The 23,261-nt window shown below is 74.5% G+C and carries 20 protein-coding genes and 1 pseudogene; 14 read left to right on the top strand and 7 right to left on the bottom strand.

Annotated features, from left to right (window positions below; all coding sequences use genetic code 11):
• Positions 1–174 (bottom strand): annotated as a pseudogene (locus ACWDCZ_RS14800) (phage tail sheath C-terminal domain-containing protein); the annotation flags it as partial.
• Between the two features lie 26 nt (positions 175–200).
• Here ACWDCZ_RS14800 and ACWDCZ_RS14795 point away from each other — a divergent pair.
• Positions 201–365: a hypothetical protein gene (locus tag ACWDCZ_RS14795; protein ID WP_449816096.1), complete on the top strand. Its 165-nt coding sequence runs from the start codon at positions 201–203 to the stop codon at positions 363–365.
• A gap of 50 nt (positions 366–415) precedes the next feature.
• Positions 416–739 (top strand): hypothetical protein, encoded by a 324-nt coding sequence (locus tag ACWDCZ_RS14790; RefSeq protein ID WP_449816095.1) that lies wholly within the window; start codon positions 416–418, stop codon positions 737–739.
• A 12-nt stretch (positions 740–751) separates the two neighbouring features.
• On the opposite strand, the gene ACWDCZ_RS14785 is transcribed toward ACWDCZ_RS14790, so the two are convergent.
• A complete protein-coding gene (locus tag ACWDCZ_RS14785) occupies positions 752–1,696 on the bottom strand; it encodes a LysR family transcriptional regulator (protein ID WP_449816094.1) in 945 nt (314 codons plus the stop codon).
• Between the two features lie 72 nt (positions 1,697–1,768).
• Between ACWDCZ_RS14785 and ACWDCZ_RS14780 the strand changes: the two genes are divergently transcribed.
• The 4 genes from ACWDCZ_RS14780 (at position 1,769) to ACWDCZ_RS14765 (ending at position 4,707) form a co-directional block, all read left to right on the top strand.
• Positions 1,769–2,656: an SDR family NAD(P)-dependent oxidoreductase gene (locus ACWDCZ_RS14780; RefSeq protein ID WP_449816093.1), complete on the top strand. Its 888-nt coding sequence runs from the start codon at positions 1,769–1,771 to the stop codon at positions 2,654–2,656.
• Between the two features lie 40 nt (positions 2,657–2,696).
• Positions 2,697–3,626, top strand: coding sequence for an SDR family NAD(P)-dependent oxidoreductase (locus ACWDCZ_RS14775; RefSeq protein WP_049651126.1), 930 nt, complete (start codon positions 2,697–2,699; stop codon positions 3,624–3,626).
• Between the two features lie 46 nt (positions 3,627–3,672).
• The gene (locus ACWDCZ_RS14770; protein ID WP_449816092.1) at positions 3,673–4,068 is read left to right on the top strand and encodes a contact-dependent growth inhibition system immunity protein; all 396 of its coding nucleotides are present in this window, start codon (positions 3,673–3,675) and stop codon (positions 4,066–4,068) included.
• Positions 4,069–4,203: 135 nt separating this feature from the next.
• Positions 4,204–4,707 (top strand): allene oxide cyclase barrel-like domain-containing protein, encoded by a 504-nt coding sequence (locus tag ACWDCZ_RS14765; RefSeq protein WP_449816091.1) that lies wholly within the window; start codon positions 4,204–4,206, stop codon positions 4,705–4,707.
• 223 nt (positions 4,708–4,930) lie between these two features.
• Here ACWDCZ_RS14765 and ACWDCZ_RS14760 read toward each other — a convergent pair whose 3' ends face one another.
• Complete coding sequence (locus ACWDCZ_RS14760) at positions 4,931–5,647, bottom strand: TetR/AcrR family transcriptional regulator (protein WP_049651127.1); 717 nt, start codon at positions 5,645–5,647, stop codon at positions 4,931–4,933.
• Positions 5,648–5,770: 123 nt separating this feature from the next.
• Between ACWDCZ_RS14760 and ACWDCZ_RS14755 the strand changes: the two genes are divergently transcribed.
• Positions 5,771–6,472: an NAD(P)-dependent oxidoreductase gene (locus tag ACWDCZ_RS14755; RefSeq protein ID WP_449816090.1), complete on the top strand. Its 702-nt coding sequence runs from the start codon at positions 5,771–5,773 to the stop codon at positions 6,470–6,472.
• Between the two features lie 139 nt (positions 6,473–6,611).
• On the opposite strand, the gene ACWDCZ_RS14750 is transcribed toward ACWDCZ_RS14755, so the two are convergent.
• The gene (locus tag ACWDCZ_RS14750; RefSeq protein WP_449816089.1) at positions 6,612–7,511 is read right to left on the bottom strand and encodes a hypothetical protein; all 900 of its coding nucleotides are present in this window, start codon (positions 7,509–7,511) and stop codon (positions 6,612–6,614) included.
• A 74-nt stretch (positions 7,512–7,585) separates the two neighbouring features.
• Positions 7,586–7,867, bottom strand: a complete 282-nt coding sequence (locus tag ACWDCZ_RS14745; RefSeq protein ID WP_049651130.1) for a metal-sensitive transcriptional regulator — start codon at positions 7,865–7,867, stop codon at positions 7,586–7,588.
• Positions 7,868–8,169: 302 nt separating this feature from the next.
• Here ACWDCZ_RS14745 and ACWDCZ_RS14740 point away from each other — a divergent pair, with 302 nt between their 5' ends.
• Both ACWDCZ_RS14740 and ACWDCZ_RS14735 read left to right on the top strand, forming a co-directional pair.
• The gene (locus ACWDCZ_RS14740; protein WP_449816088.1) at positions 8,170–10,416 is read left to right on the top strand and encodes a heavy metal translocating P-type ATPase; all 2,247 of its coding nucleotides are present in this window, start codon (positions 8,170–8,172) and stop codon (positions 10,414–10,416) included.
• A gap of 170 nt (positions 10,417–10,586) precedes the next feature.
• A complete protein-coding gene (locus ACWDCZ_RS14735; protein ID WP_449816087.1) occupies positions 10,587–11,129 on the top strand; it encodes a hypothetical protein in 543 nt (180 codons plus the stop codon).
• 47 nt (positions 11,130–11,176) lie between these two features.
• Here the strand turns inward: ACWDCZ_RS14735 and ACWDCZ_RS14730 are convergent, their stop codons facing one another.
• A complete protein-coding gene (locus ACWDCZ_RS14730) occupies positions 11,177–12,973 on the bottom strand; it encodes a protein kinase domain-containing protein (protein WP_380744667.1) in 1,797 nt (598 codons plus the stop codon).
• Between the two features lie 292 nt (positions 12,974–13,265).
• Here ACWDCZ_RS14730 and ACWDCZ_RS14725 point away from each other — a divergent pair, with 292 nt between their 5' ends.
• A complete protein-coding gene (locus ACWDCZ_RS14725; protein ID WP_449816086.1) occupies positions 13,266–17,483 on the top strand; it encodes a hypothetical protein in 4,218 nt (1,405 codons plus the stop codon).
• 126 nt (positions 17,484–17,609) lie between these two features.
• Positions 17,610–18,032 (top strand): hypothetical protein, encoded by a 423-nt coding sequence (locus ACWDCZ_RS14720; protein WP_449816085.1) that lies wholly within the window; start codon positions 17,610–17,612, stop codon positions 18,030–18,032.
• 32 nt (positions 18,033–18,064) lie between these two features.
• On the opposite strand, the gene ACWDCZ_RS14715 is transcribed toward ACWDCZ_RS14720, so the two are convergent.
• A complete protein-coding gene (locus ACWDCZ_RS14715) occupies positions 18,065–19,285 on the bottom strand; it encodes an RNA-guided endonuclease InsQ/TnpB family protein (RefSeq protein WP_449816084.1) in 1,221 nt (406 codons plus the stop codon).
• Positions 19,286–19,444: 159 nt separating this feature from the next.
• Here ACWDCZ_RS14715 and ACWDCZ_RS14710 point away from each other — a divergent pair, with 159 nt between their 5' ends.
• From ACWDCZ_RS14710 to ACWDCZ_RS14700, 3 genes are read left to right on the top strand one after another with little or no spacing between them, the layout of a single operon-like run.
• A complete protein-coding gene (locus ACWDCZ_RS14710) occupies positions 19,445–20,209 on the top strand; it encodes a nucleotide exchange factor GrpE (protein WP_449816083.1) in 765 nt (254 codons plus the stop codon).
• Between the two features lie 31 nt (positions 20,210–20,240).
• Entirely contained in the window at positions 20,241–22,811 is a 2,571-nt protein-coding gene (locus tag ACWDCZ_RS14705; RefSeq protein WP_449816082.1) for an Hsp70 family protein, read from the top strand.
• Positions 22,808–23,173 (top strand): hypothetical protein, encoded by a 366-nt coding sequence (locus tag ACWDCZ_RS14700; protein ID WP_449816081.1) that lies wholly within the window; start codon positions 22,808–22,810, stop codon positions 23,171–23,173. Before ACWDCZ_RS14705 ends, ACWDCZ_RS14700 begins: the two co-directional genes overlap by 4 nt.
• The last annotated feature ends 88 nt before the right edge of the window (positions 23,174–23,261 follow it).

Genomic DNA, 23,261 nt, shown 5'->3' with positions numbered 1-23,261 from the left:
GTTCCGGCGGATGCTGGACCACAGCCGGTCGTCGTTGGGCTCGAAGACCACCCACTGGGTCCCCAGGAGGATGGACTCCTCCAGGTAGTTGAACAGCCGGCGGACGTTCAGGTAGCGCCACGCCGGGTCGGAGGAGAGGGTGCGCGCGCCCCAGATCCGGATGCCGCGTCCGGGCCGTACCCCCCACGAAGGAGCCCTCGATGACACACCACCCGGCCCCCGCCACACGCCCGCCCGCCCTGCTGCGCGCCGTACGCCACCCCGTCACCCGCTGCCTGATCGCCTGCCTGGCCGGCACCGTCACGGCGGCCGTCACCGCCGACCCGGCCCGTGGCACCCCCGCCCCCTGCCGCCCGGGCCGCTGACCGCTCGCGCCCGCACTCGATCCTCCGCTCCTCACGTACGCTCCTCAGCTGTGGACTTCACCCCCGAAGCACTCGCCGAGCTCGCGCGGGCCGGAGACGCCGCCGCACTGCGGCAGGCCCTGCCCGTAGCCCTGCCCTGGTGCACCGTCCTGCCCGACGAGGACCTCGACACCCTGATCACCGAACTGGTCGACACGGCGCGCGGCGCGGTGGCCCCGGACGACCTCGCCCCGGTGGAGCTCCTGCTCACCCAGTGGCAGCACAGCGCCGAGGTGTACGCGGACCCGGCCCTGCTCGCCGTCCTCACCCGCGGGCCCGAGGCCGACCTCGGGCCCGTCCCGCCGCCCGGGGCGGACCGACGAGCCTCGGACTGACGCTCGCGGGGCTCAACGGCCGTCCTGTGGCCCGCCGTTCGCCTCCGCCACCGCCACCGCCGCCGCGCGCAGCGCCGCCGCCAGGCGGCGGACCGGGTCGGTGGGCGGCTGCGGGAGGCGGGCCAGCAGCAGGCGCCGCACCTCCTGCGGGCCGCCGCGTACCGGCAGGACGCGTACGCCGGGCGGTGCGGCGGCGGCCATGGCGGGGGAGACGGTGGTCAGCCCGCCGCCGGCCGCCACCAGGTGCAGCTTGGCGAGCCAGTCGCGGGCGGTGTGGGCGATCTCGGGCCGTTCGTCCAGCCCCGGCCACACCCCCATCAGCCGGTCGGCCCCAGCGGACGGCCCGGCGATCCACCGCTGCCCGCGCAGGTCGGCCACGTCGACGTACTCCCCGCGGGCCAGCGGGTGCGCCGCGGGCACGGCCAGGCACAGGGCGCGCTCGGTGAGGGTCTGCAGTACCAGGGGCGGCGACTCGGTGTCCGGGGCGCGGAACGGCGGGGCCGAGGAGAGCAGGGCGAGGTCGATGCCGCCCGCCCGCAGGGCCCGCGCCAGCGTCGCGGTGCCGCCCTCGCGGCTGGTCACCCGTACCCCCGGGGCGCTGCGCCGCAGCGCGGTGAGGGCCTGCGGGACGAGTGTGGTGCCGGCGGTCGGCACCCAGCCGAGTCGGACCGTCCCGCCCTCCTCCGGCCGACCGGACAGTTCGCGGGCCGCCGCGTCGATCTCCTCCAGCACGACGGTCGCGTGCCGCATCACCACCCGCCCGGCGGCCGTCACCCGGACACCCTCGCGGCGCCGTTCCAGCAGTTCCGCGCCCGCAGCCCGTTCGATCGAGGCGATCTGCCGGGACACCGCCGACTGGGTGTACCCCAGCGACTGCGCGGCCGCCGTGAAGGTGCCCTGCTCGGCCACGGCCCGGAACACCCGCAGCGCGGTCAGCGAGACGTCCGTGAAGTCCATGACGTCTACGCATAGCAGAGGTGCGAGAGTTTCGTTGGACTCATGGAGGCGCCGGTTCCTACCGTGGTCGGTATGAGCGATCCCCGCACCGCCCTCGTCACGGGGGCCAACCAGGGCCTTGGCCGGGCCCTCGCCGAGGGGCTGGCGGCCCGCCTGCGGCCGGCCGACCTGGTCCTGCTCACCGGCCGCAGCGAGCAGCGCGTCACCGAGGCCGCCCACCAGGTCGCCCGTTCGGCCGGCACCCGTGGCCGCGTCGAAGGGCGGGTCCTGGACGTCACCGACACCGAGGCCCTCGCCCGCCTCGCCGACGAACTCCGGCAGCGGCACGGCGGCGTCGACATCGTCCTGTCCAACGCCGTCGCCCGGCTGCTCCCCGGCGAGTCGCAGTCCGAGCGCGCCGACGAGTTCATCGACGTCTCCAACACCGCCACCCACGCCGTGCTGCGCGACTTCGCACCGGTGCTGCGCCCCGGCGGCCGACTGCTCGTGGTGGCCAGCAGCCTGGGCACCCTCGGTCACCTGGACCCCCGGCTGCGGCACCTGTTCGACGGCGCGACCCTCGATCAGGTGGAGTACGCCGTCGAGTCCTGGCGCACCGCGATCCACCACGGCACCGCCGAGGAGGCGGGCTGGCCGCGCTGGCTGAACGTGCCCTCGAAGGTGGCCCAGGTGGCCGCCGTCCGGGCGGTCGCCGCCGAGCGGCGCGAGCGCGACCTCGCCGCCGGCATCCTGATCGCCTCCGTCTGCCCGGGCATGGTCGACACCGCGACCTCGCGCCCCTGGTTCGGCGACTACCGCGAGGCGCGCCCGCCGGCGGTGGCGGCCGCGGACATCCTGGACCTGGTGTTCGCCGAGCCCGTCGACCCGGCCCTGTACGGCGAACTCGTCCGCGCGGGCCGCCCGCTCGACTGGTACGGCGGCACGCCGCCGACCGAGCAGGACCGCCTGCTCGTACCGTGAGGGCGTCGACAACACCCGTCCCCCGAAGAGGAGTTCACCGATGAACGCGATCAGCACGCCGTACGGCTTCGCGACCACCGCCGCCGAGGTCGCGCAGGGCGTCGACCTCACCGGCCGCCGCGCCGTGGTGACCGGCGCCGCCTCCGGCCTCGGCACGGAGACCGCCCGGGTGCTGGCCGGCACCGGCGCCGCCGTCACCCTGGCCGTCCGCGACGTGGCGGCCGGGCAGCGGGTCGCCGAGGAGATCACCGCGGCCACCGGCAACCGGGAGGTGCACGTCGGCCGGCTGGACCTCACCGACCTGGCCTCCGTCGCCGCGTTCGCGGAGGCCTGGCAGGGCCCGCTGCACATCCTGGTGAACAACGCCGGCGTGATGGCCTGCCCGGAGCGGTACACCGAGCAGGGCTGGGAGTGGCAGTTCGCCACCAACCACCTGGGGCACTTCGCCCTCGCCACCGGCCTGCACCGCGCGCTCGCCGCCGACGGCGCCGCCCGGATCGTCTCGGTCAGCTCCAGCGCCCACCAGCGGTCGCCGATCGTCTGGGACGACGTCCACTTCGCCTTCCGCCCGTACGACCCGTGGCTCGCCTACGCCCAGTCCAAGACCGCCAACGTCCTGTTCGCGGTCGAGGCGAGCCGCCGCTGGGCCGGCGACGGCATCACCGCCAACGCCCTGATGCCCGGCGCGATCCTCACCAACCTCCAGCGCCACACCGACGGCCGGGGCAGCGGGACCATCCCGCCCGAGCTGATGAAGACGGTCGCCCAGGGAGCGGCGACCTCCGTCCTGCTCGCCGTCTCCCCCCTCCTGGACGGCGTCGGCGGCCGCTACTTCGCCGACTGCGACGAGGCCGAGGTGCTCGACCGCCGAGGCGTCCCGCTGCAAGGCGTCGCGCGCTACGCGCTGGACGGCGAGAACGCCCGGAGGCTCTGGGACCTGTCGGAGGAGTCGGTGAAGTCCTCCGGCTGACCGCCGCTCGGACAACTTTCGAGAGCCGACATGGGACGATCGGCCGGTGACTCGCATCGTGGACCGTGACCGCTCGCTCGAGGAACTTGAGCACGACCGCCGGCCGGCCCCTTCGGGCGGCGAGACCCGGCTCGTGGCGACCGCGCGCGAGCTTCGGCGCCGGCCGATCGGCGGCCTGACCGTCGAAGACCTGCGGCTGCTGATCAGGCAGGACGTCGGCCTTGCCCACCTCCTGCCGCTGGCGGTGGAGGTCCTGCGGGCCGACCCGCTGGCGGCAGGCGACATGTACGAGGGCGATCTGCTGGCCGCCGTGCTCACCAGGGGCGAGGCGGTCTGGCGGGAGCGCCCCGAACTCAGGTGGGAGGTCCGCTCGATCGTCTCGGAGCTGGCCGAGGTGCCGCAGCCTCTGAAACGCGACGTCGAGGGGTTCCTGGCCTGGTAGGACCTGCTCCGCTGTGAGCCGATCATGCCCGCGAGGGTATGGCGCGATAACGGGATTGGTCTTGGAAAAGGCCAGGTCACAGGTCATAGCGTCGAGGGAGTTCGCGCACGAGTTCACAGCGAAGGGGGAGCCTCCATGGGCACCAACGGAAGCAGCAGCAGGTACCTGACGGCCAGGAGGTTCGTCGCCGCCGCGCTGGCCACGGCCGCGATCGGATTCGCCGCGGTGGGCACCGCGGACGCTGACAGCCTGCGGAAGGGGCGCGTCGAGGTGCTCGAACTCAAGGTCCAGAACGACCAGTACGAGGTGCTGGACCTCGGCGCGGCCGGGCCGAGCCTGGGCGATATGGACGTCTACTCCGGCGCCACCGTCCAGGGCGGCCGCAGCGTCGGACGCGGGGGCGGATCGTGCCAGGTCGTCCAGCTCCACGGTGGGGAGGTGACGAAGCAGTGCCTCATCACCATGGAGGTCGAGGGCGGCTCCCTGACCATGCAGTCGCTCTGGACGAAGGGATCGAGTGCCCCGCTCGACATGGCCGTCACCGGCGGTACGGGCGCCTACGCCGGCGCGCACGGAATCGTCCGCTTCTGGGACATCGGCACGCCGGACGAGCGGGCGCGGGCCGAGATCCAGCGCTGATCGGGCCAGGGCTCCGGCCCGTCAAAGGGCAGCTGGTGTGAGGCGGGAAGGTTTGCGCGAGGAGTCGGCCTGGCCGACTTCTCGCGCAACTGCTTTCAGGTGTTGGTGGTTGCGGACAGGTGTGAGGCCCCCGACCCGCACGAGGTCCTGAACCGGTGTTCCGCTCCTCCTCACCTCACCGGGCCGCGGGACAAGCCCGATCCGGGCTGTGCGGCGGAGCCGCTCAGCCCTGGTGAGGGATGCCCAGTGCTCGGACGAGCTGGGCCAGTTCCTCGCGGAAGAGCTTGTCCGGGCTGGCCATCTGAGTGTGGAGGTGGCCGTAGATCTCCAGTGACACCAGGCCGTGCAGGTGTCCCCAGATGCGCAGGGCGAGTGCGACGGCGGCGGGGGGCAGCTCCGGGAAGGCCTCGCGCACCTTGTCGCGGAGCCCGGGGTCGAAGTCGGGCCACTCGAACGTGCTGTCTCGGTAGAGGTGTTCGGTGTGGGGCCAGGCAGCCGCCGCGAGTGCGGCGAGTCCTGTGCACACCCGGCGCGCGGCGTCCGGGGCGGCGCCGCCCTCGGGGGCGTGGTAGCCGGGGACCGGGTCACCGTAGACGAGGCGGAAGCCCTCGGGGTTGGCGACGGCCCAGTTCCGGAAGGCGGTGGCCCATGCCTGGATCCGGACCGCCGGGTCCTTGGCGGGGGCGGCCTCCCAGGCCGCGTCCACGGCGTCGGCCAGCGCGGTGTACACGTCGTTGATGAGCGTGGTGACCAGATCGTCGCGGGTGGCGAAGTAGCCGTAGATGGCGTTGGCGGTCATGCCCATCTCTCGGGCGATGGCCCGCAGCGTGATGGCGTCGGGGCCGCCTGAGGCCATCAGCGCCAATGCCACGCTCTTGATTTCGGCCGTCGTCTCGGCGCGCAGCCGCTCGCGTCGTCCTGTGGTCCCGGTAGCCGCCATGCGGACACTCTACAGTGTCACCAGATTGGTTGGCGTATCGAAACTTCACGCCGTATAGTTTTCGCCGCGGCGACCGACGACCCGTCATGTCGCCGTATTCGCAGGCAGGTTGAGGGGAGAACCATGCACATCGGAGTCATCGGCGCCACTGGCGGCATCGGCAGCCGGGTCGTCACCGAGGCACTTCAGCGCGGACACCTGGTCTCGGCCTTCGGTCGGGACACTTCACAGATCAAGGAGACCCGCGAGAACATCACCTGGGCCGACGTCGACGTCCTCGACGCGGCGAGCATCGCGGCCGTGCTGCCCGGCCTGGACGTGCTGATCAGCGGATTCCAGCCGGGCAACGCCGCCAAGGACTTCGCCGACACCGTCCGTCGCTCCATCGCCGACCCCACGGTCTACGCGACTGCCGCCCGCGCGCTGCTGACGGCACTGGAGAGCCACCCCAGGACGCGCCTGATCGTGATCGGCGGTGCCGGAAGCCTGGAGGTCGAACCGGGCGTGGTGCGCGCCGACCGTGACGAGCTGATCCATGAGAGCCTCGACGCGCTCGGACTGCCCCGGGAGTACGCGGCCGCCGTGCGCGGCCACCGGGACGCCCTGACCGTCCTGCGAACCTCGAATCGGCTGTGGACCTACTTCAGCCCGGCCGAGGACATCGCTCCCGGCGAGCGTACCGGCCGTTTCCGGACCGGTGGCGACCAGTCCGTCCTGGACGCGGACGGACGCAGTCGCATCTCGGTGGAGGACGCCGCGGTCGCCCTGGTCGACGAGGCGGAGCTGCCGCGCTTCGTCCAGCGCCGCTTCACGGTCGGGTACTGAAAGGCCGTAGTCGAGATCCACCCGGGAGCCTCTCTCCTCGCCGTGCTCCGGCAAGCCGCTCCGCACCCGATCGGGTGAACGGCAAAGGTGCCGGGCGATCCCCCCGCGGGATCGCCCGGCACCTCTCGTACGGGCCCGCTCAGTGCTGATGGCCGGCCGGGGCGGCGGCGCCTTCCGTCGTCACGGTGAAGGCCGCCGTGTGGACGGTGTCCTGGTGCTTGAAGTCCAGGAAGAGGCGGTAGCTGCCGGGGCTCGGGGCGGTGGTGGTGAAGCCGATCTCCGGGCCCGGGGTGCCGGTGTCCGGGTGGACGTGCAGGTAGGCGAGGTCGCCGGCGCGCAGGGCGACGAGGTGGCCGTACGCGCCGAGGTAGGGCTGGAGGTCGGTGACCGGCCGGCCGTCCTTGCTGACGGTGAGGGTGAGCGTGCCGCTGCGCCCGGGCGTGAGGTCGCCGCCGAGGGTGACGGTGTAGCCGTCGACGGTGACGGTCCGTCCGGTCTCCGGCAGCGGGGCGGGCCGCAGGTCGCCCGCGGCGTGCAGGTCGGCGCCGAGGGTGAGTCCCTCGCTGGCCCCGGCCGGGGTGAAGTCCGCGAAGACCCGGTACTCCCCGGCGGCGGGGACGGCGGTCTGGGCGCTCCAGGTGCCGTCGGCGGCGAGGGTCGGGTGCAGGTGCTGGAAGGTCGACAGGTCGCGCGGGGCGACGATCAGGTGCAGGTCCTTCTCGTGCTGCTGCTGGTAGGCGGTGACGGGCTTGCCGTCCGTGCCGAGGATGCGGAAGCGCAGGTCGGTGGGGGAGCCGGCGGTCACGAACGGGTTCTCGACGCTGAGCGTGTAGCCGCGTTCGGAGACCTGCAGTCCGCCGGGCAGGTGCTCGGCGCCGCCGTCCGTCGGTTCCGCGCCGTGCCCGGCGTGCCCGCCGTGCGCGGTGGTGGCGGGCTTGGGCGAGGGGCCGTTGCCGGTGGCGTGGCCGACGCCGAGGGCGAGGCCGAAGGAGGCGGCGAGTCCGGCGGTGAAGGCGGTGATGCGCAGCGGGGTGTTCATGGCGGCGTTTCTCCTCGTGATGCGGGACGGCGGGACGGCAGGACGGCGGGACAGAAGGGGGACGGGCCGGGCGCTCAGGCCCGCATGAGCCGGGCGATGGCCTGGGTGGCCTCGGCGACCTTGGCGTCCGCCTCGGCCCCGCCGCCCGCGATGGCGTCGTGGACGCAGTGGGCGAGGTGGGAGTCGAGCAGCTGTAGCGCCACGGACTGGAGGGCCTTGGTGGCGGCGGAGACCTGGGTGAGCGTGTCGATGCAGTAGGTGTCGGTGTCGACCATGCGCTGGAGGCCGCGGATCTGGCCCTCGACGCGGCGCAGGCGGCGCAGGAGCTGGTCCTTGTCGTTGTGGTAGCCGGCCATGGGGTCCTCCTCGGGTTCCGGCGGGGGCTCGGTGCGACGTGATGCGACTTGATGCGGTTCGACGCGCCTTGGTGCGTCTCGATGCGGCTCGACGCCGCTCGATGCCCACGAGTGAATACCCCATGGGGGTATCAAGTCAAGCAGTCTCCGCCCCTCCAAAAATACGGGCAGGGGGTATCCGTCAGGGCTTGCGGCCGATACCCCTCAGGGGTATAAATGAACCCGGCACCGCCCGATACCCCCCATGGGTACGAGGGCCCGGCCGCCGAACGTACCGCACGACGACGTCACGAGGAGCGACGATGACTACGCAGGCACCCGCCTCAGCGGAGGTGGAACTCTCGATCGGCGGCATGACGTGCGCCTCCTGCGCGGCCCGGATCGAGAAGAAGCTCAACCGGATGGACGGGGTCACGGCCAGCGTCAACTACGCCACCGAGAAGGCGAAGGTCTCCTTCGAGGGCGGGGTCGAGGTCGCCGACCTGATCGCCACCGTCGAGGCCACCGGCTACACCGCCGCGCTGCCCAAGCCCCCGGCCGCGGAAGGGGGTTCGGGCGCCGGGCAGGCCGAGCCGGCCGACGAACTGGCCCCGCTGCGCCAGCGGTTGTTCACCGCCGTGGCGCTCGCGGTGCCGGTGATCGCGATGGCGATGGTGCCGGCCCTCCAGTTCGACAACTGGCAGTGGCTGTCGCTGACCCTCGCCGCGCCGGTCGTCACCTACGCCGCCTGGCCGTTCCACCGGGCCGCGTTCACCAACGCCCGGCACGGCGCCGCGACCATGGACACCCTGGTCTCGCTCGGCACCACCGCCGCGTTCCTCTGGTCGCTGTGGGCGCTGTTCTTCGGCGACGCCGGGATGCCGGGCATGCGGCACGGCTTCGAGTTCACCATCGCCCGCGGCGACGGCTCGTCCAACATCTACCTGGAGGCGGCGGCCGGGGTCACCGCCTTCATCCTGGCCGGCCGCTACTTCGAGGCGCGCTCCAAGCGCACCGCCGGGGCCGCGCTCAAGGCGCTGCTGGAACTGGGCGCCAAGGACGTGACGGTGCTGCGCGGCGGGGCCGAGGTGCGCATCCCGATCGCCGACCTCGCCGTGGGCGACCGCTTCGTGGTCCGCCCGGGCGAGAAGATCGCCACCGACGGCACGGTGGTCGAGGGCGCCTCGGCGGTGGACGCCTCGATGCTGACCGGCGAGTCCGTCCCGGTCGAGGTCGGGGTCGGCGACAACGTCACCGGCGCCACCGTCAACGCGGGCGGCCGGCTGGTGGTCGAGGCCACCCGGGTCGGTGCCGACACCCAGCTGTCCCGGATGGCCCGGCTGGTCGAGGAGGCGCAGAACGGCAAGGCCGCCGCCCAGCGCCTCGCGGACCGGATCTCCGCGGTCTTCGTCCCGATCGTGATCACCCTCGCGGTGGCCACCCTCGGCTACTGGCTGGGCACCGGCGAAGGCTGGACCGCCGCCTTCACCGCGGCCGTCGCCGTGCTGATCATCGCCTGCCCGTGCGCCCTCGGCCTGGCCACCCCGACCGCCCTGCTGGTCGGCACCGGCCGCGGCGCCCAGCTGGGCGTCCTGATCAAGGGCCCGGAGGTCCTGGAGTCCACCCGCAAGGTCGACACCATCGTCCTGGACAAGACCGGCACCGTCACCACCGGCCAGATGACCCTGCTCGCCGTGCACACCGCCAGCGGCGTGGACCGGGCCGAGGTGCTGCGCCTGGCCGGCGCCCTGGAGCACGCCTCCGAGCACCCGATCGCCCGGGCCATCGCCACCGCCGCCGCCAAGGCCGGCGAACTGCCCGCCGTCGAGGGCTTCGAGAACGTCCCGGGCCTGGGCGTCCAGGGCGTGGTGGACGGCCACGCCGTGGTGGCCGGCCGGGAGGCCCTGCTGAACGAGTGGTCGCAGTACCTGCCTGAGGCGCTGGCCGAGGCCAAGCGCACCGCCGAGGCGGCCGGCCGCACCGCGATCGCGGTCGGCTGGGACGGCGAGGCCCGGGCCGTGCTGGAGGTCGCCGACGCGGTCAAGCCGACCAGTGCCGAGGCCATCGGCAGGCTGCGCGCCCTGGGCCTGACCCCGGTGCTGCTCACCGGCGACAACCGGCTGGTGGCCGAGGCCGTGGCGGCCGAGGTCGGCATCGGGCCGGAGCACGTGATCGCCGAGGTCATGCCGCAGGACAAGGTCGACACCGTCAAGCGGCTGCAGGCCGAGGGCAAGGTCGTCGCGATGGTCGGCGACGGCGTCAACGACGCGGCCGCGCTCGCCCAGGCCGACCTGGGCCTGGCGATGGGCACCGGTACGGACGCCGCCATCGAGGCCGGCGACCTCACCCTGGTCCGCGGCGACCTGCTGGCCGCGGCGGACGCCATCCGGCTCTCCCGCAAGACCCTGGCCACCATCAAGAGCAACCTGTTCTGGGCCTTCGGCTACAACGTCGCCGCCCTGCCGCTGGCCGCGGCGGGTCTGCTCAACCCGATGATCGCGGGGGCCGCGATGGCCTTCTCCTCGGTCTTCGTGGTCGGCAACAGCCTCCGGCTGCGCCGCTTCCGCTGAGCAGCTGGGCAGCTGAGCCGCGGAGCCACCGAGCCGCTCCGCACCGCCGGGCCGCTCCCACCGCCGGGCCGAGGCCCCGGAACCCCGCCAGGGTTCCGGGGCCCCGGTGCGCGCCGCCGCCGCAGACCCTGGCCGACCAGCGCCGATCGCCCGCGACTAGAGTCCGACCCATGGACGAAGACACCGCGCTCTGGCACCGGATCGCCGACCTCCTGCCCGCCGACGCCGCCCAGGGCGTCAAGGACTGCCAGGCGGTCGGGGAGCAGGAGAGCGGGCTCGGTCTGCTGGTCGAGGGCCTGCTCGCCCGCCAGATCCCGATCGGCGGTACGGACCGGGCGCAGATCTCCGTGCTCACCGAGGAGTGGGGGGAGCGCGAGCGGCTCGCCCCCGGCCTGCTGCGCTGCCCGGGCGACGGCGCGCCCGCCCCGGTACGGCTGCTGGACGGCGAGCGCGACGAGGCCGAGGTGGTGACGGGCTGGAGCGAACCGGAGCTGGCCGACCTGGTCCTCGTCCCGTGGATCGGCTGCACCCGCTGCGGCCGGACCCTGCTGCGCGCCCACACCTGGGAGCCCTGGGACGACTTCTCGTACCACGCCGAGCGCTACGTGATCAGCACGCCGGACGGCCGCCGGGCGGAACGGATCCTCCCGCGGGACGCCGCCGGAGCGGCCTTCGCCGAGCTCCTCCACGGCTGCCCGGAAGCCACGGCCTGACCCCCTCCGACGAACTGTTCCAGGGCTGCCCGGAAGCGCGCTGACGCCTAACCCTCCTCCGGCAGCTCCACCGCCTGCCAGCGGTACGCCGCGTCCTCCTGCCACACCTGCAACTCGCCCTCCACCACCGCCGCCAGGCACAGCCGCCAGTCGTCGCCGATGGCCAGCGCGACCCGGGTGGCCGGGCGCAGCGTGGGCCGCCACCAGCGCGGCCGGCGGGACGCGCCGCCGGCCGGCAGCCGCAGCCGTACGCCGCCCGCTCCGGCCAGTGCGACGGTCGGGCCGCCGCGGTGGCCCACCATGGCGAGGCCGAGCGAGGGCTCGCCGTCGCCGATCTCCGTTCCGGCCTCCGTTCCCGCCCCGGCTGCCCCCGCCCCCGCCCCCAGCGTGTGCAGCTGGACGGAGCCGTCCGCCCGCAGCACCGCGGCCTGCGGTCCGGCGGAGGTGCGGGCCAGCGCCCCGGCGCGCAGCGGACCGGCCGGGCCCACCGGGACGGGCGGTCGGGCGGCGCCGGGCCGCCAGCTCAGCAGCCGTTCGCGGTGCTCGACCAGCAGCAGCCAGCTGCCTGGCCGCTCCTCCTCGGCGGCGAGCACCCGGTCGGCCGGGCAGCCGGGGTGCTCCTGGCCGGTGAGGGTGCGGCCGGGCGCCCAGCGGTACGAGCGCAGCGCGCCGCCGACGGCCGCCCACACCGTCATCTCCCCGGCCGAACCGACCGCGCCCGCCAGGCCGTTGACCCCACGCGCGGCCTCCCACCAGCCCGCGGCCGTACCGACCCACAGGGTGCCGCCGCGGTCCTCGGCGCAGACCACCAGCTCGCCCGGGTGTCCGGCCCAGCCGGCCGTCAACTCCCGTACGGCGGAGAGGCCCTGGCCTGCCGGGAGGGCCCGGCCGGGGCTGCCGGGCCCGGTCAGCGCGGTGCCGTCGGCGCCGCCGGTGACCACCAGCGGGCGCCCGGCCGGGTCGGGCAGCACGGCCAGGCCCGCGGTACGGGCCACCGGCCGGTGGGCGCGCAGCAGTTCACGGCCGCGGGCGGCCCACGGGCCGAGCGGGGCGGGGCGGCGGTCCGGGTCGCGGGCCAGCGGCTCGCAGGCCCAGCGCGCCAACTCCTCGCCGTAGCCCGCCGCCAGCAGTTCGGCGCGGGCCTGTTCGGCGGCCAGCCGGTGGTCCAGGCGGCCGTGGTCGGGCAGCAGCAGGGTGCGGGCGAGGGTGCCGACCGCGAACAGGTCCTTGGCGGTGGTCGGGAAGCCGCCGACCTGCTCGGCCTCCGGCGGGACGTGCCCGGGGGTGAACACCGCGACGGTCAGGGCGTGGTCCAGCGGGGCGAGGAAGGTTAGGTCGATCAGCTTGACCTGCCCCTGGCCGTCCACCAGGACGTTGGCGGGGGAGATATCGCGGTGCACCCAGCGCTTGCGGTGCAGCTCGTCGACGATCCGGCAGAGCCGGGCCAGCACCTCGGCCACCGCCGGCGGGCCGCCGCGCTGGCCGCGCGCCCAGGTGTGCAGCGGCACGCCCTCGACCCAGGGCGAGATCTGGTAGCCCAGCAGCGCGCCGCCGGGCGGGGTGCCGGGCCGGTGCGGGGAGGGGCCGAGCAGGAAGCTGGGCACGACCAGGTCGGTGACGCCCAGCCGGTGCGCGTTGTGCGAGACGTCGTCCCAGCGGCCGAGCCAGCGCCGCACCTCGCCAGGGTCGCGCTCCAGCATGATCTTCGCGGCGACCAGTTCCTTGCGCCCGTTGTGCCCGGTGCGGACCGCCCGCCACACCTCGGCCTCGCCGCCCCGGTGGTGGAACTCCAGGAGTTCGTACTGCTCGGGGTCGAACTCCGGCCCGAACCGGAGCCCGGGCACCCAACGCGACTCCGACACTCGACCCCCGACGGTTGACCGCTGTTGACGCGCCGGTTCAGGTACCGCCGGCGCGCTGCTGGCTGTGCTGCCGTTCCGCTCCCGACGAGCTGCTGCTGTGCTGCTGTCGTACGGCTGCCGCGCTGCCCAGGATAGTGCGCTTTCCTGTTCGGCTGTCCGATCGAGGGCCTATTCTGATGGCGCCCGAGCAACATCACGACACGACGTCAACTCATGATCTCCAGAAGCCAGTTGGTCATGGGATGGATGGTGTCCGAACCCAGGGGGACGGTGCATGGCGCTGTTAGCGGTGCTGCTGGTCGTGGTGGCGCTGGCCGGTGCGGCGGCCGCCGTCGTGCTGGCCCGCCGCCGTCGGGCCCTGGACGCCGCGACGGTGGCGAGGGAACTGGCCGCCGCCGCCGCCCGGCTCGCCGCCGGCCGGGACGCCCAGGCCCGCCGCCGCTACGCCCGGCTGGCCCGCCGACTCGCCGACGCACCCGGGGAGTTGGGCCCGCAGCGCGGCCTCGCCCTGCTCGGCCAGGCCGAGGCCACCGTCCCCACCGGCGACCAGGAGGCCACCCTCGCCCTGCACCGCGAGGCCTACCCGCTGCTCGCCGACCCGGCCCGGCAACTGCCCCGGTGGAGCCTGCGCCTGCTCGCCGAGGAGCGGCTGCGGGCACCCGACGGCGACCTCGGCCCGCTGTTCGCCCACCTCCAGGCCACCGCCGCGGGCGCCGAGCCCGGCGCGGAGGCCGAGACCGTCGCCCGCACCGTCGACTGGCTCCAGCGCCGCTGCCGCGACGGCGCCCCCGAGCAGCGCGAGGACACCACCGCCCGCGCCCTCGCCGCCCTGCCCGGCCGGGACTGGCCGGTGCTCGCCCGGGCCGCCCTGCTGCGCGCCACCGACCGGGCCGTCGAGGCCGAGGCCCTGCTCGCCGCCGCGGCCCCCTCCGGCAGCGCCGAACTCTGGTTCCGCTGGGGCGCCCAGCTCTACACCCTGCACCGCGACGAACCCGCCGTCGCCGCCTTCGACGAGGCGCTGCGCCGCGGCCCCGGCGAACCCTCCCCGTGGGGGCGCGGCCCGGCCCTGCGTGCCGACGGCCTGCTCTTCCGCGGGCTGGCCCGCCAGCGCCTCGGCGCCACCGAGGCGGCCTGGGCCGACCTCGCGGCCGCCGCCGGCGAGAGCCCGGCCGACCCCCGCCCCCGCTACGCCCTCGGCCGGCTCGCCCTGCTGCTCGGCGCCGACGAGCGGGCCCGGGAGCAGTTCGCCGCCGCCCTGACCGTCCGGCCCGGCTTCGCCCCGGCCCGGTTCGGCCTCGCCCTGGTGCACGAGCGCGCCGAACGCCCCGCCGAGGCCGCCGCCGACTACCGGGCCGGCCTCGGCGCGGCCCCCGACTGGCGCCCCGCCCGGGTCCGGCTCGGCGCCGCCCTGCTCGCCGCCGGGCGGGCCGAGGAGGCCGAGCCGCTCCTGCGCGCCGAGGCCGACAGCGAGGCCGCCGCCGGGGCCGAATCCGGTACCCGGGCCGGCACCGAACCGGGCACCCGCTGGACCGCCGTCGCCGCCTTCCACCACGGCCTCGCCCTCGCCCGCACCGGCGACCCGGCCGGCGCCCTCACCCGCTGGGAGGCACTGGACGACGAGGACCTGCGCCCCCGCCGGGCCCTGGCCCGCGACCGGCTCGCCCGTACCCGGCTGGACACCGACCCGACGGCCGCCCGCGAACTCTGGCAGCAGGCCACCGCCGAGCACCCGGACGCCCCCGGCTACCGCGCCGCCCTGCGCGAAGCCGCCCTGCGCGAGGCCGCCCACCTGCTGGTCACCGGCCGCGACCACGCCGAACCGCGCCGCCGCGCCGCCGCCGCACTCGCCCTCGCCGACACCCTGCCCGGCGCCCTCACCCACCGCCAGGCCCGGCTGCGCGCCGCCCTCGCCCTGGCCGAGGGCACCCCGGAGCCGGTCGCCACCCTGCTCGACGCCGGCCACGGCCCGCGCGACCGCTACCACCTGGCCGCCGTCGCCCTGCTGGCCGGCCGCCCGGCCCGGACGATCGCCCTGCTCGGCCCGCCCGACCCGGCCGGCGACCCGGCGACCGCCCGGCTGCGCGCCCTGCTCGCCGAACGGGCCGGCAACTGGGCAGCCGCCCTGGACTGGTACCGGCACTTCCTCACCTCCGGCACGGCCGTGGCGGAGCCGGTCGGCGACTGCGCGCTCTGCGACCGCCCCGCCACCGGCACCTGCGGCGGCTGCGGCCGCGAGGCCTGCCCCGACCACCAGCACGCCCCCGAGGCCGCCGCCCCGCCCCGCTGTGTCCGCTGCTCCGCCCCCGCGCTGCGCGCCGTCCTCGACTGCGCCCGCCGGGCCGGCACCCCCGAGCAGGCCGAACCGGTGCTCGCCCGCTGGGCCGTGGCGCTCGGCGACGGCGTCGCGGCCGTGCCCGTCCGGACCGACCTCGCCCTGCTGCGCGCCGAACTCGGCCGCCTGGACGAGGCCCTGGCCGGGGTGCCCGCCGAGGCCGGGGCGGCCCGCGCGGCCGTCCTGGTCCGCCGGGCCGGCGCCGCCCTCGCCGCCGGTCGGCTCGGCCAGGCCGCCGTCGACCTGCGCCAGGCGCTCCAGCCCGTCCCCGGCGACGGGGTGCCGGGGCGCGAGGTGCCGGGCCGTGAGCGGGTGGCCGGCGCGCTCGCCCTGCTCGCCGAGCACGAGGCGCACCAGGCCGTCCTCGACGGCCGCCACCGCGAGGCCTGGGAGGCCTACCGCGAGCTGCTGATCAGGGACCCGGCCCACCCCCGGGTGCTGCACGCGCTCGGCCTGGCCGGCTACCGGCTCGCGGCCGGTGCCTCCGATGCCGCCGACACCTCCGATGCCGCCTCCGACGCCGCCGACGGTCCCGACGCCCCTGATCAGGAGGTCTGGGCCTGGACGATCGGCAGCCTCGTCGCCGCCCTGCACCAGCCCGAGCTGTGGGCCGAGTCCGCCCGGACCACCGGCCGCACCGCCGAGCCCCAGCGGCTGGCCGCCGCCCGCGCCGGACTGCTCGACCGCCTCCGCGACGACCTGCGCGCCCTGGACCGGGCCGCCGGGCGCAGCGGGGACGAGGTCACCGCCTGGACGCTGCGCCTCGGCCTGGAGACCCACTGCGCGGACGCGCTCGCCCAGGAGGACGTCCGGATCACCCTGCCCGGCCGCCCGGCCCGCCGCCTCGCGCTCGGCCCGACCCTCGACCGGCTGCTGCGCGCCGAGCCCGGAGCGGACGGCTGGGCCGAGGCCTTCGAGCAGGCCGTCCGGCCCTGGCGGCAGCGCCCGTCCGGTCCCGACGCGCCCGCTCCCACCCGGGCCCTCGGCCTGTTCGGCGAACTCGGCCCGCAGCGCTACCTGCAGCTCCAGGGCCGGCAGGCCGCCGCCGTCGCCGCCCTGGACGCGGTGCCCGAGCAGCGGCGCGGCGAGGACTGGCAGGAACTGCTCGGCGAGTCCCTGGTCAGCCAGGCCCGCGAGCACCACCGCAACCAGGACTGGCGCGAGGCCCTGGACAGCCTCTCCCGCGCCCGGGCCGTCCCCGGCGCCCGGCTGCCCGCCGACGCCGCCGCGATCGCCGCCGAGTCCGGGGTCCGGGCCGCCCGCGCGCTGCTCAAGAACAGCCTGGACGACCAGGCCGGAGCCGCCGAACTCCTGGAGAAGGCCCTGGCGTTGGCCCCCGACGACCCCGAGGTGCGGGGCGACCTCGGCGCCACCTACGCCCAGTGGGCACGCAAGATCAACAACGAGGACAAGGACTACTCCCGCGCCCTCGGGCTGCTGGAGAAGAGCCTGGAGCTGGTCCCCGGCGACCCGACCGCCCGGCACTTCCTGGAGGCCGCCCTCGGCAACCGGGCCGGCCAGCTCAGCCACCCCGACGCCACCGACGCGGAACTGGAGGAGGCCGCCGACGCCTGGCGGGCGCTCGTCGAACTCAACCCCGACCCCGACCACCGGATCGGCCTGATCTTCGTCCTGCGCCAGCTCGCCCGCTCGGCCGCCTTCGCCGACGACCACCGGCGCGCCGTCGCGTGGATGGCCGAGGCGCTGCGCGCCGACCCGGAGTGGGAGGGCGGGGTCGAGCACGAGGCCCCGCGCCGGGTCTCGGTGCTGATCGCCAACCACGTGGTGGACGCGATGCAGGACAAGCCGTTCGCGGACCAGGCCGCGATGCTCGAGAAGGCCAGGTCCTACGACGACTCGACCGACATCCGCCGCCTGATGGTCAGCCTCTGGCGCGGCAAGGCCATCAGCCACTACGAGGCCCGCCGCTACCGGGCGGCGATCAAGCTGCTGGAGGAGGCGCTCGAACTGTCCGGCACCCAGGAGGACACCGACCAGCTGTGCCGCGAACTCGGCATCGTCTACGGCTCGTTCGCCGTCCAGCAGGCCAACGCCCGGAAACTGCGCGAGGCCAAGGAGCTGGCCCGCACGGCCGTCGAGTACAGCCCGGACGACCCTGAGCTGCACGCCATGCAGATGCGGATCAGGTCGCTCTACTGACGGCAACCGCACGGCAGTCGGGAGCGTCCTGGACCGTACGCCGCAGACCGTACGCCGCAGGCCGAGCCGTCACCCGAAGCGCCGACCGAACCGCCACCGCCACCGTGAGGAGAGAGACCTCCCGCCATGCCACTGCACGAACCGTCGCCGTACGAGGTCCTGGGCATCCCGCTCACGGCCGGCGTGCGCGAGATCAACCTCGCCGTCGGACCGGCGATGCGGGCCGGCCGGTACACCCGGCAGCAGATCCAGGAGGCCGCCGCGCTGCTGCGCAACCCGGACCGGCGCCTGGAGGCGGACCTCCAGCGGCCCCTCCCGCCGGAGCCGGTCGACCAGGCCGCCGAGCTGCTCGCCCCCGCACTCGTCGAGCCGCTCCTGGTGATCGAGCGCCCGCCGCTGCCGCCCGCCGCCCTGCCCGCCCTCCATCGGGCCGAGCTGGCCGCCGACTTCACCGAGCCCGCCCCCGGCGGCGCCGACCCCGAACCGCCCGTCCCCGCCCGCTACACGGCGGACCTGTCCGTGCTGCCGCAGATCGAGGTCCCAGATTGACTTCCCCCCTCCTCCGAAGGAAGGGGTTCCCCTCAGCCTCGCGGCTGAGCCGCTGCGCGTCGCGCAATGGTCGGGACTACTTCCTGCTTCGCCGACGACCGCCCGCCCGGAGTACTCCGTTGAGGCCTTACACCGTCTCCACAGGCTGCTGCCGCCAGTCCGGCGGCCAGGATGTTGCGTGCCGCGTTCACGTCCCGGTCGTGGAACGCTCCGCAGCCGCATGCCCACTCGCGGATGTTCAGTGGCATCGTGTCGCGGATCACTCCGCAGGCCGAGCACAGCTTGGAACTGGGGAACCACCGGTCGATGGTCATCAGGTCGCGGCCGTACCAGGCGCACTTGTACTCCAGCATGGTCCGCAGCTCGGTCCAGCTCGCGTCGCTGATGGCACGGGCGAGCTTGCGGTTCTTGAGCATGTTGCGGACCGTCAGATCCTCGATCACGACCGTTTGGTTTTCACGGACGAGTCGGGTGGTGAGCTTGTGCAGGAAGTCCCTGCGCCGGTCGGCGATCTTCGCGTGGACACGGGCGACCCTGCGCCGAGCCTTCTCCTGGTTCGCCGATCCCCCGGCCTTGCGGGCAAGGTTGCGCTGGGCCTTGGCGAGGCTTCCGCGATCCTTGCGTTCGTTCCTCGGGTTGGTGATCCTCTCCCCGGTGGAGAGGGTCACCAGGCTGGTGAGACCGACGTCGATTCCGACCGCCGCGTTCGCCGGGGCGGCCATCACCGGCCGGTCGTCGCACAGCAGGGAGACGAACCAGCGGCCGGCCGCGTCCTGCGACACGGTGACCGTGGACGGCGAAGCCCCCTCGGGGAGTGGCCGGGACCACACGATGTCGAGCGGCTGCCCCATTTTCGCCAGGGTGAGCCGTCCGCCCCGGAGCCGGAACGCGGATCTGGTGTACTCGGCACTCTTCCGGGACTTCTTCCGGGACTTGAACGTCGGGTACTTTGCGCGATTCTGCCAGAAGTTCGAGAACGCCCCCTGCAAGTGCCGCAGGGCTTGCTGGAGCGGAACGGAGGAGACCTCGGAGAGGAATGCGAACTCCTCGGTCTTCTTCCACGCCGTCAGCATCGCCGACGTCGTGTTGTAGTTCACCCGTTCCCGGTGCAGCAGCCATGCTTCCGTGCGGGCGGCAAGCGCCTTGTTGTAGACCAGGCGTACGCACCCGAACGTGCGCGACAGCTCTGCCGCCTGTGCATCGGTCGGATAGAAGCGGTACTTGAACGCCCGCTTCACGTGGGTGGATGCCACGGATCACACGTTAACACTCACGTTTGTGACCATGTGACAGAAGGTCATCTACGGGGATTCCGCGCTGCCTTGACGGTGGTCCGGCTATCCATGCCCCGCCGCGCGGGAGCTTCATTTCCTCCCTCGGCCAAAGTCGGGGGTATCCACGAAGGAGTCGTGATGACCGATGCACCCGCCGAAGCCCCGGCCGGCGGCCACCGGCCGCTGGAGATCCCGCCCGGCGTCGAGGACGTCGACCTGGAGCAGGCGTTCGGCCGACTGCTCTTCCGGGCGTCCCTGTTGGGGAGCAAGCTGACGGAGCAGAAGCAGGCCGCCCGGGCCGAGCAGCGCGAACTGCTGGGCATCCTGGTCGAGGTGGACGACGCGCTCGCCGCCCTCGGCCTGGACCGCGAGCTGGTGGCGCTCGGGCGCGGCGCCGGCCTGGAGGCCACCCGGCGCCGGCTGCTCGGGCAGCTCGCCAAGGCCAGGGTGCGGCCGATGCGGCTGGAGGGCATGACGGCCGACCCGGACCTGACCGAGATCGTGGGCACCGAGGCCCGGTCCGGGGTGGCGCCGGAGACGGTGGTGCGGACGGTGGTGACCGGGTTCTTCTGGGGGGACGAGGTGCTGCGCCGGGCCCAAGTGGTGGTCGCCGCACCGGAGTCGGAGCCGTACTCGGACCCGTACCCGGAGCCGGCGGTCACCGAGCCGGAGGCGTCCGGGGCCGCCGGGGCCACCGAGGCCGCCGAGACCGTCGAAGCCTTCGAGACAACGGAAGCCACCGAGGCCGTCGAGCCCGAGACGCCCGAGTCACCCGAGGCGGACGACGCACCCGAAGCCGCCACGCCGGTCACCCGGGCCCAGCCCAAGGCGGCCCCGCCCCGGGCCCGCCGCCGGGCCAAGGCCGTGGCCGAGCAGGCCAGGCAGACGAAGCGCAAGAAGTAGCCAGGACCACGAGGGGCAAGAGGGGAACGACATGTACCGCACACTCGGCATCGACCTGGGCACCACCAACTCCGTGGTCGCCCACCTGCGCCGGGGCGAGCCGCAGATCATCTTCAACCGGCAGAACCAGGAGGCGACGCCCTCCGTGGTCGGCAGCGGCCGCAAGGGCGAGCTGCTGGTGGGTTCCACCGCGCGCAGCCGGATCGCCGTCGACGGCGCCAACGTGATCCGCTCGGTCAAGCGCTTCATGGGCCGCAAGTTCAAGGACCCGCAGGTCCAGGCGGCCCTGAAGGAGGTGGACTACAAGGTCACCGCGGGCACCGACGGCGACGTCAACGTCTGGTTCAACGGCCGCTCGTACACGCCGATCGAGATCTCCGCGATCATCCTGCACCGCCTCAAGGAGGACGCCGAGCAGCGCTTCGGCGAGCCCTTCCACCGCGCCGTCATCACCGTCCCCGCGTACTTCGGCGAGCGGCAGGTCGCGGCCACCCAGGAGGCGGGCCGGATGGCCGGCCTGCACGTGCTGCGGATCATCAACGAGCCGACCGCCGCCGCCCTCGCCTACGGCATCACCTCCGAGGCGGGCGAGGAGGGGAGGACCGTCCTGGTCTACGACCTCGGCGGCGGCACCTTCGACATCTCCATCCTGCTGCTGGTGCCCGGCTCGGTCTCGGTGCTCGGCATCGAGGGCGACAACCTGCTCGGCGGCGACGACTTCGACCGGGGGATCACCACCGCGCTGCTGGAGGACATCCGCGAGGAGTACGGCGCGGAGTACCAGCCCGACCTGCGCGACCGTCCGAAGATCGCCGCCACCGCCGAGACCATCAAGATCGAGCTCTCCCACCAGGAGTCCTCCGAGGTCATCCTGCCGGGCCTGGGCGCCGGACAGCTGGTGCTGGAGACGGAGTTCGAGCGGGCCCGCTTCGAGGAGCTGATCGAGGCCCGGATCGAGCGCACCATCGAGCTGACCCACAAGGCCATCATGCAGGCCAACCTGACCGTCGGGGACATCGACGAGGTGGTGCTGGTCGGCGGCTCGACCGCGATCCCGCTGGTCGCCCGCCGGCTCGGCGAGGTCTTCGGCCCCCGCCGGATCCGGCGCGGCGTCAATCCGATGCAGTGCGTGGCGCTCGGCGCGGCCGTGCAGTCCGCGCTGGTCGGCGAGGTGGAGTGCCCCGAGTGCCGGGCCCCCGGCGACCTGTCCGCCTCCAACTGCGCCAACTGCGCCGCCGGCCTGCTCGGCGGCGACCGGGTCTCCTGCCCGACCTGCCACCTCCCGGTCGACGCCGGGGTGGCCTCCTGCCCCAAGTGCGAGCAGGCGCTGGACGGTTCGGGCGGCGGCGGGACGGTCCCGCGGCAGGCCACCCGGGCCACCGCCGTGGTGCACGGCGGCAACTGCCCGCGCTGCGGCACCCCGGCCGCCCCCGGCGTCACCGCCTGCGAGCTGTGCGGCGAGCCGCTCAACTCGGCCGCCCCGGGCCACACCAGGGTGGCCACCACCGCCGCCGAGGACGTCGGCCTGCGCTGCGCCTCCTGCGGCCTGGTGAACCCGCCGGGCTGTGAGGTCTGCCCGGGCTGCGGCGAGCTGGCGCAGGTCACCAACCCGTTCGACATCACCCCGAAGAACCTCGGCATCGAGCTGAACGACGGCCGCCTCGCCGTCATCATCCCCAAGAACACCAGCTACCCGACGAGTTCGCCGGTCAGCCGGGAGTTCGTGGTCTCCGGCAGCGGCCGGCAGCGGCTGGAGGTCGCGGTCTACGAGGGCGAGCACGAGATCGCCCAGCAGAACGAGCTGATCGGCCACCTCACCCTGCGGCTGCCCGAGGGCCTGGGCGGCCGTACCCCGGTGGAGGTCGCCTTCGGCCTCGACCGGGACCGCACCATCACGCTGTCGGTGCGGATCCAGGGCGGCGCCGAGAAGACCGTCAAGCTGGAGCGGGTCACCCTCGACCCGGAGCTGAAGGTGCAGGTGGAGGAGCAGCAGCGGCAGATCGAGTCCTTCACCGACCGCTGGGGCGGCGAGCTGACCGAGGCCGAGATGCGCGAGGCGCAGCGGCTGATGGACACCCTGGACGACCTGGCGGCCGGGCAGACCCGCGGCCAGTCGGTGGACGCGGCGCTGGAGCGGGCCCAGCAGCAGCTCAAGGCCCAGCGCTGGGTGCGCGGCTCCGAGGCGTACCTGAGCCTGTTCATCCACTACTGCGAGAAGCTCCTCGACCCGAGCGACCTGGACCGGCTGCGGTCGGTGGCCGCCGAGCTGCGGCTGCGCCGGGAGGCCGCCGACTGGGACGGCGCGGTGCGCTCGGCCCGCAAGGCGGACGAGCTGTGCGACTCGCTCGGGCACACCATGCGGATGCTGACCATGTGCAACATCTACGTGACCCAGAGCATGGTCTCGCCCGCCCTGGCCCAGCTGATCATGGCCGAGCTGCGCGGGCTGGACGAGGCCGTGGAGGCGCCCAACATGGCGGACGTGAACACCCACATGTCGAACCTGCTGGCCCTGTACGCGCAGGCGCAGCGGGAGCTGGGCAGCGAGCCGGCCCAGGAGTCGCTCGGCCCGGTCCGGCCGGAGGAGGCGGGGCCGCGATGAGCGCCGTGGACGCCGTGGACGCCGTGTCCGTCCCGGGCGCCGGGGGCGCTGTCGCGGCCCTTGGGGCCCCGCCGGTGCCGTGCCCGCTGTGCAGGGTTCCGGCGGACCCGGTGACCCTGCGCTGCCCGTCCTGCCGGGAGGACCTGTCCGTGCTGTTCCGGCTGCGTTACGCCGGACGGATCGACTACAACCGCGCACTGGAGGCCCTGGCGGCCGGGGAGGGGCCGCTCGCCCTCGGGCTGCTGCACCGCGCGGTGGAGGCCGAGCCGGGCCTGCGTCCGGCCCGGGACCTGCTGGAATCGCTCGGTGGCGCCGGTCCCGAGGGCGGGGAGCCGGTGGGTCGGGAGGGCGACACGCCCTAGACGGGCGAATCCGGCGTGCGGAGGAGCGCATCCCTTGTGATCGTGGGCGAGGTGTGATCGTCACACTTCGACCCGCTCTGCTCACAAG

It is taken from the genome of Kitasatospora sp. NPDC001225 (assembly GCF_053597855.1).
This window is presented reverse-complemented; position numbering and strand designations above follow the sequence as displayed.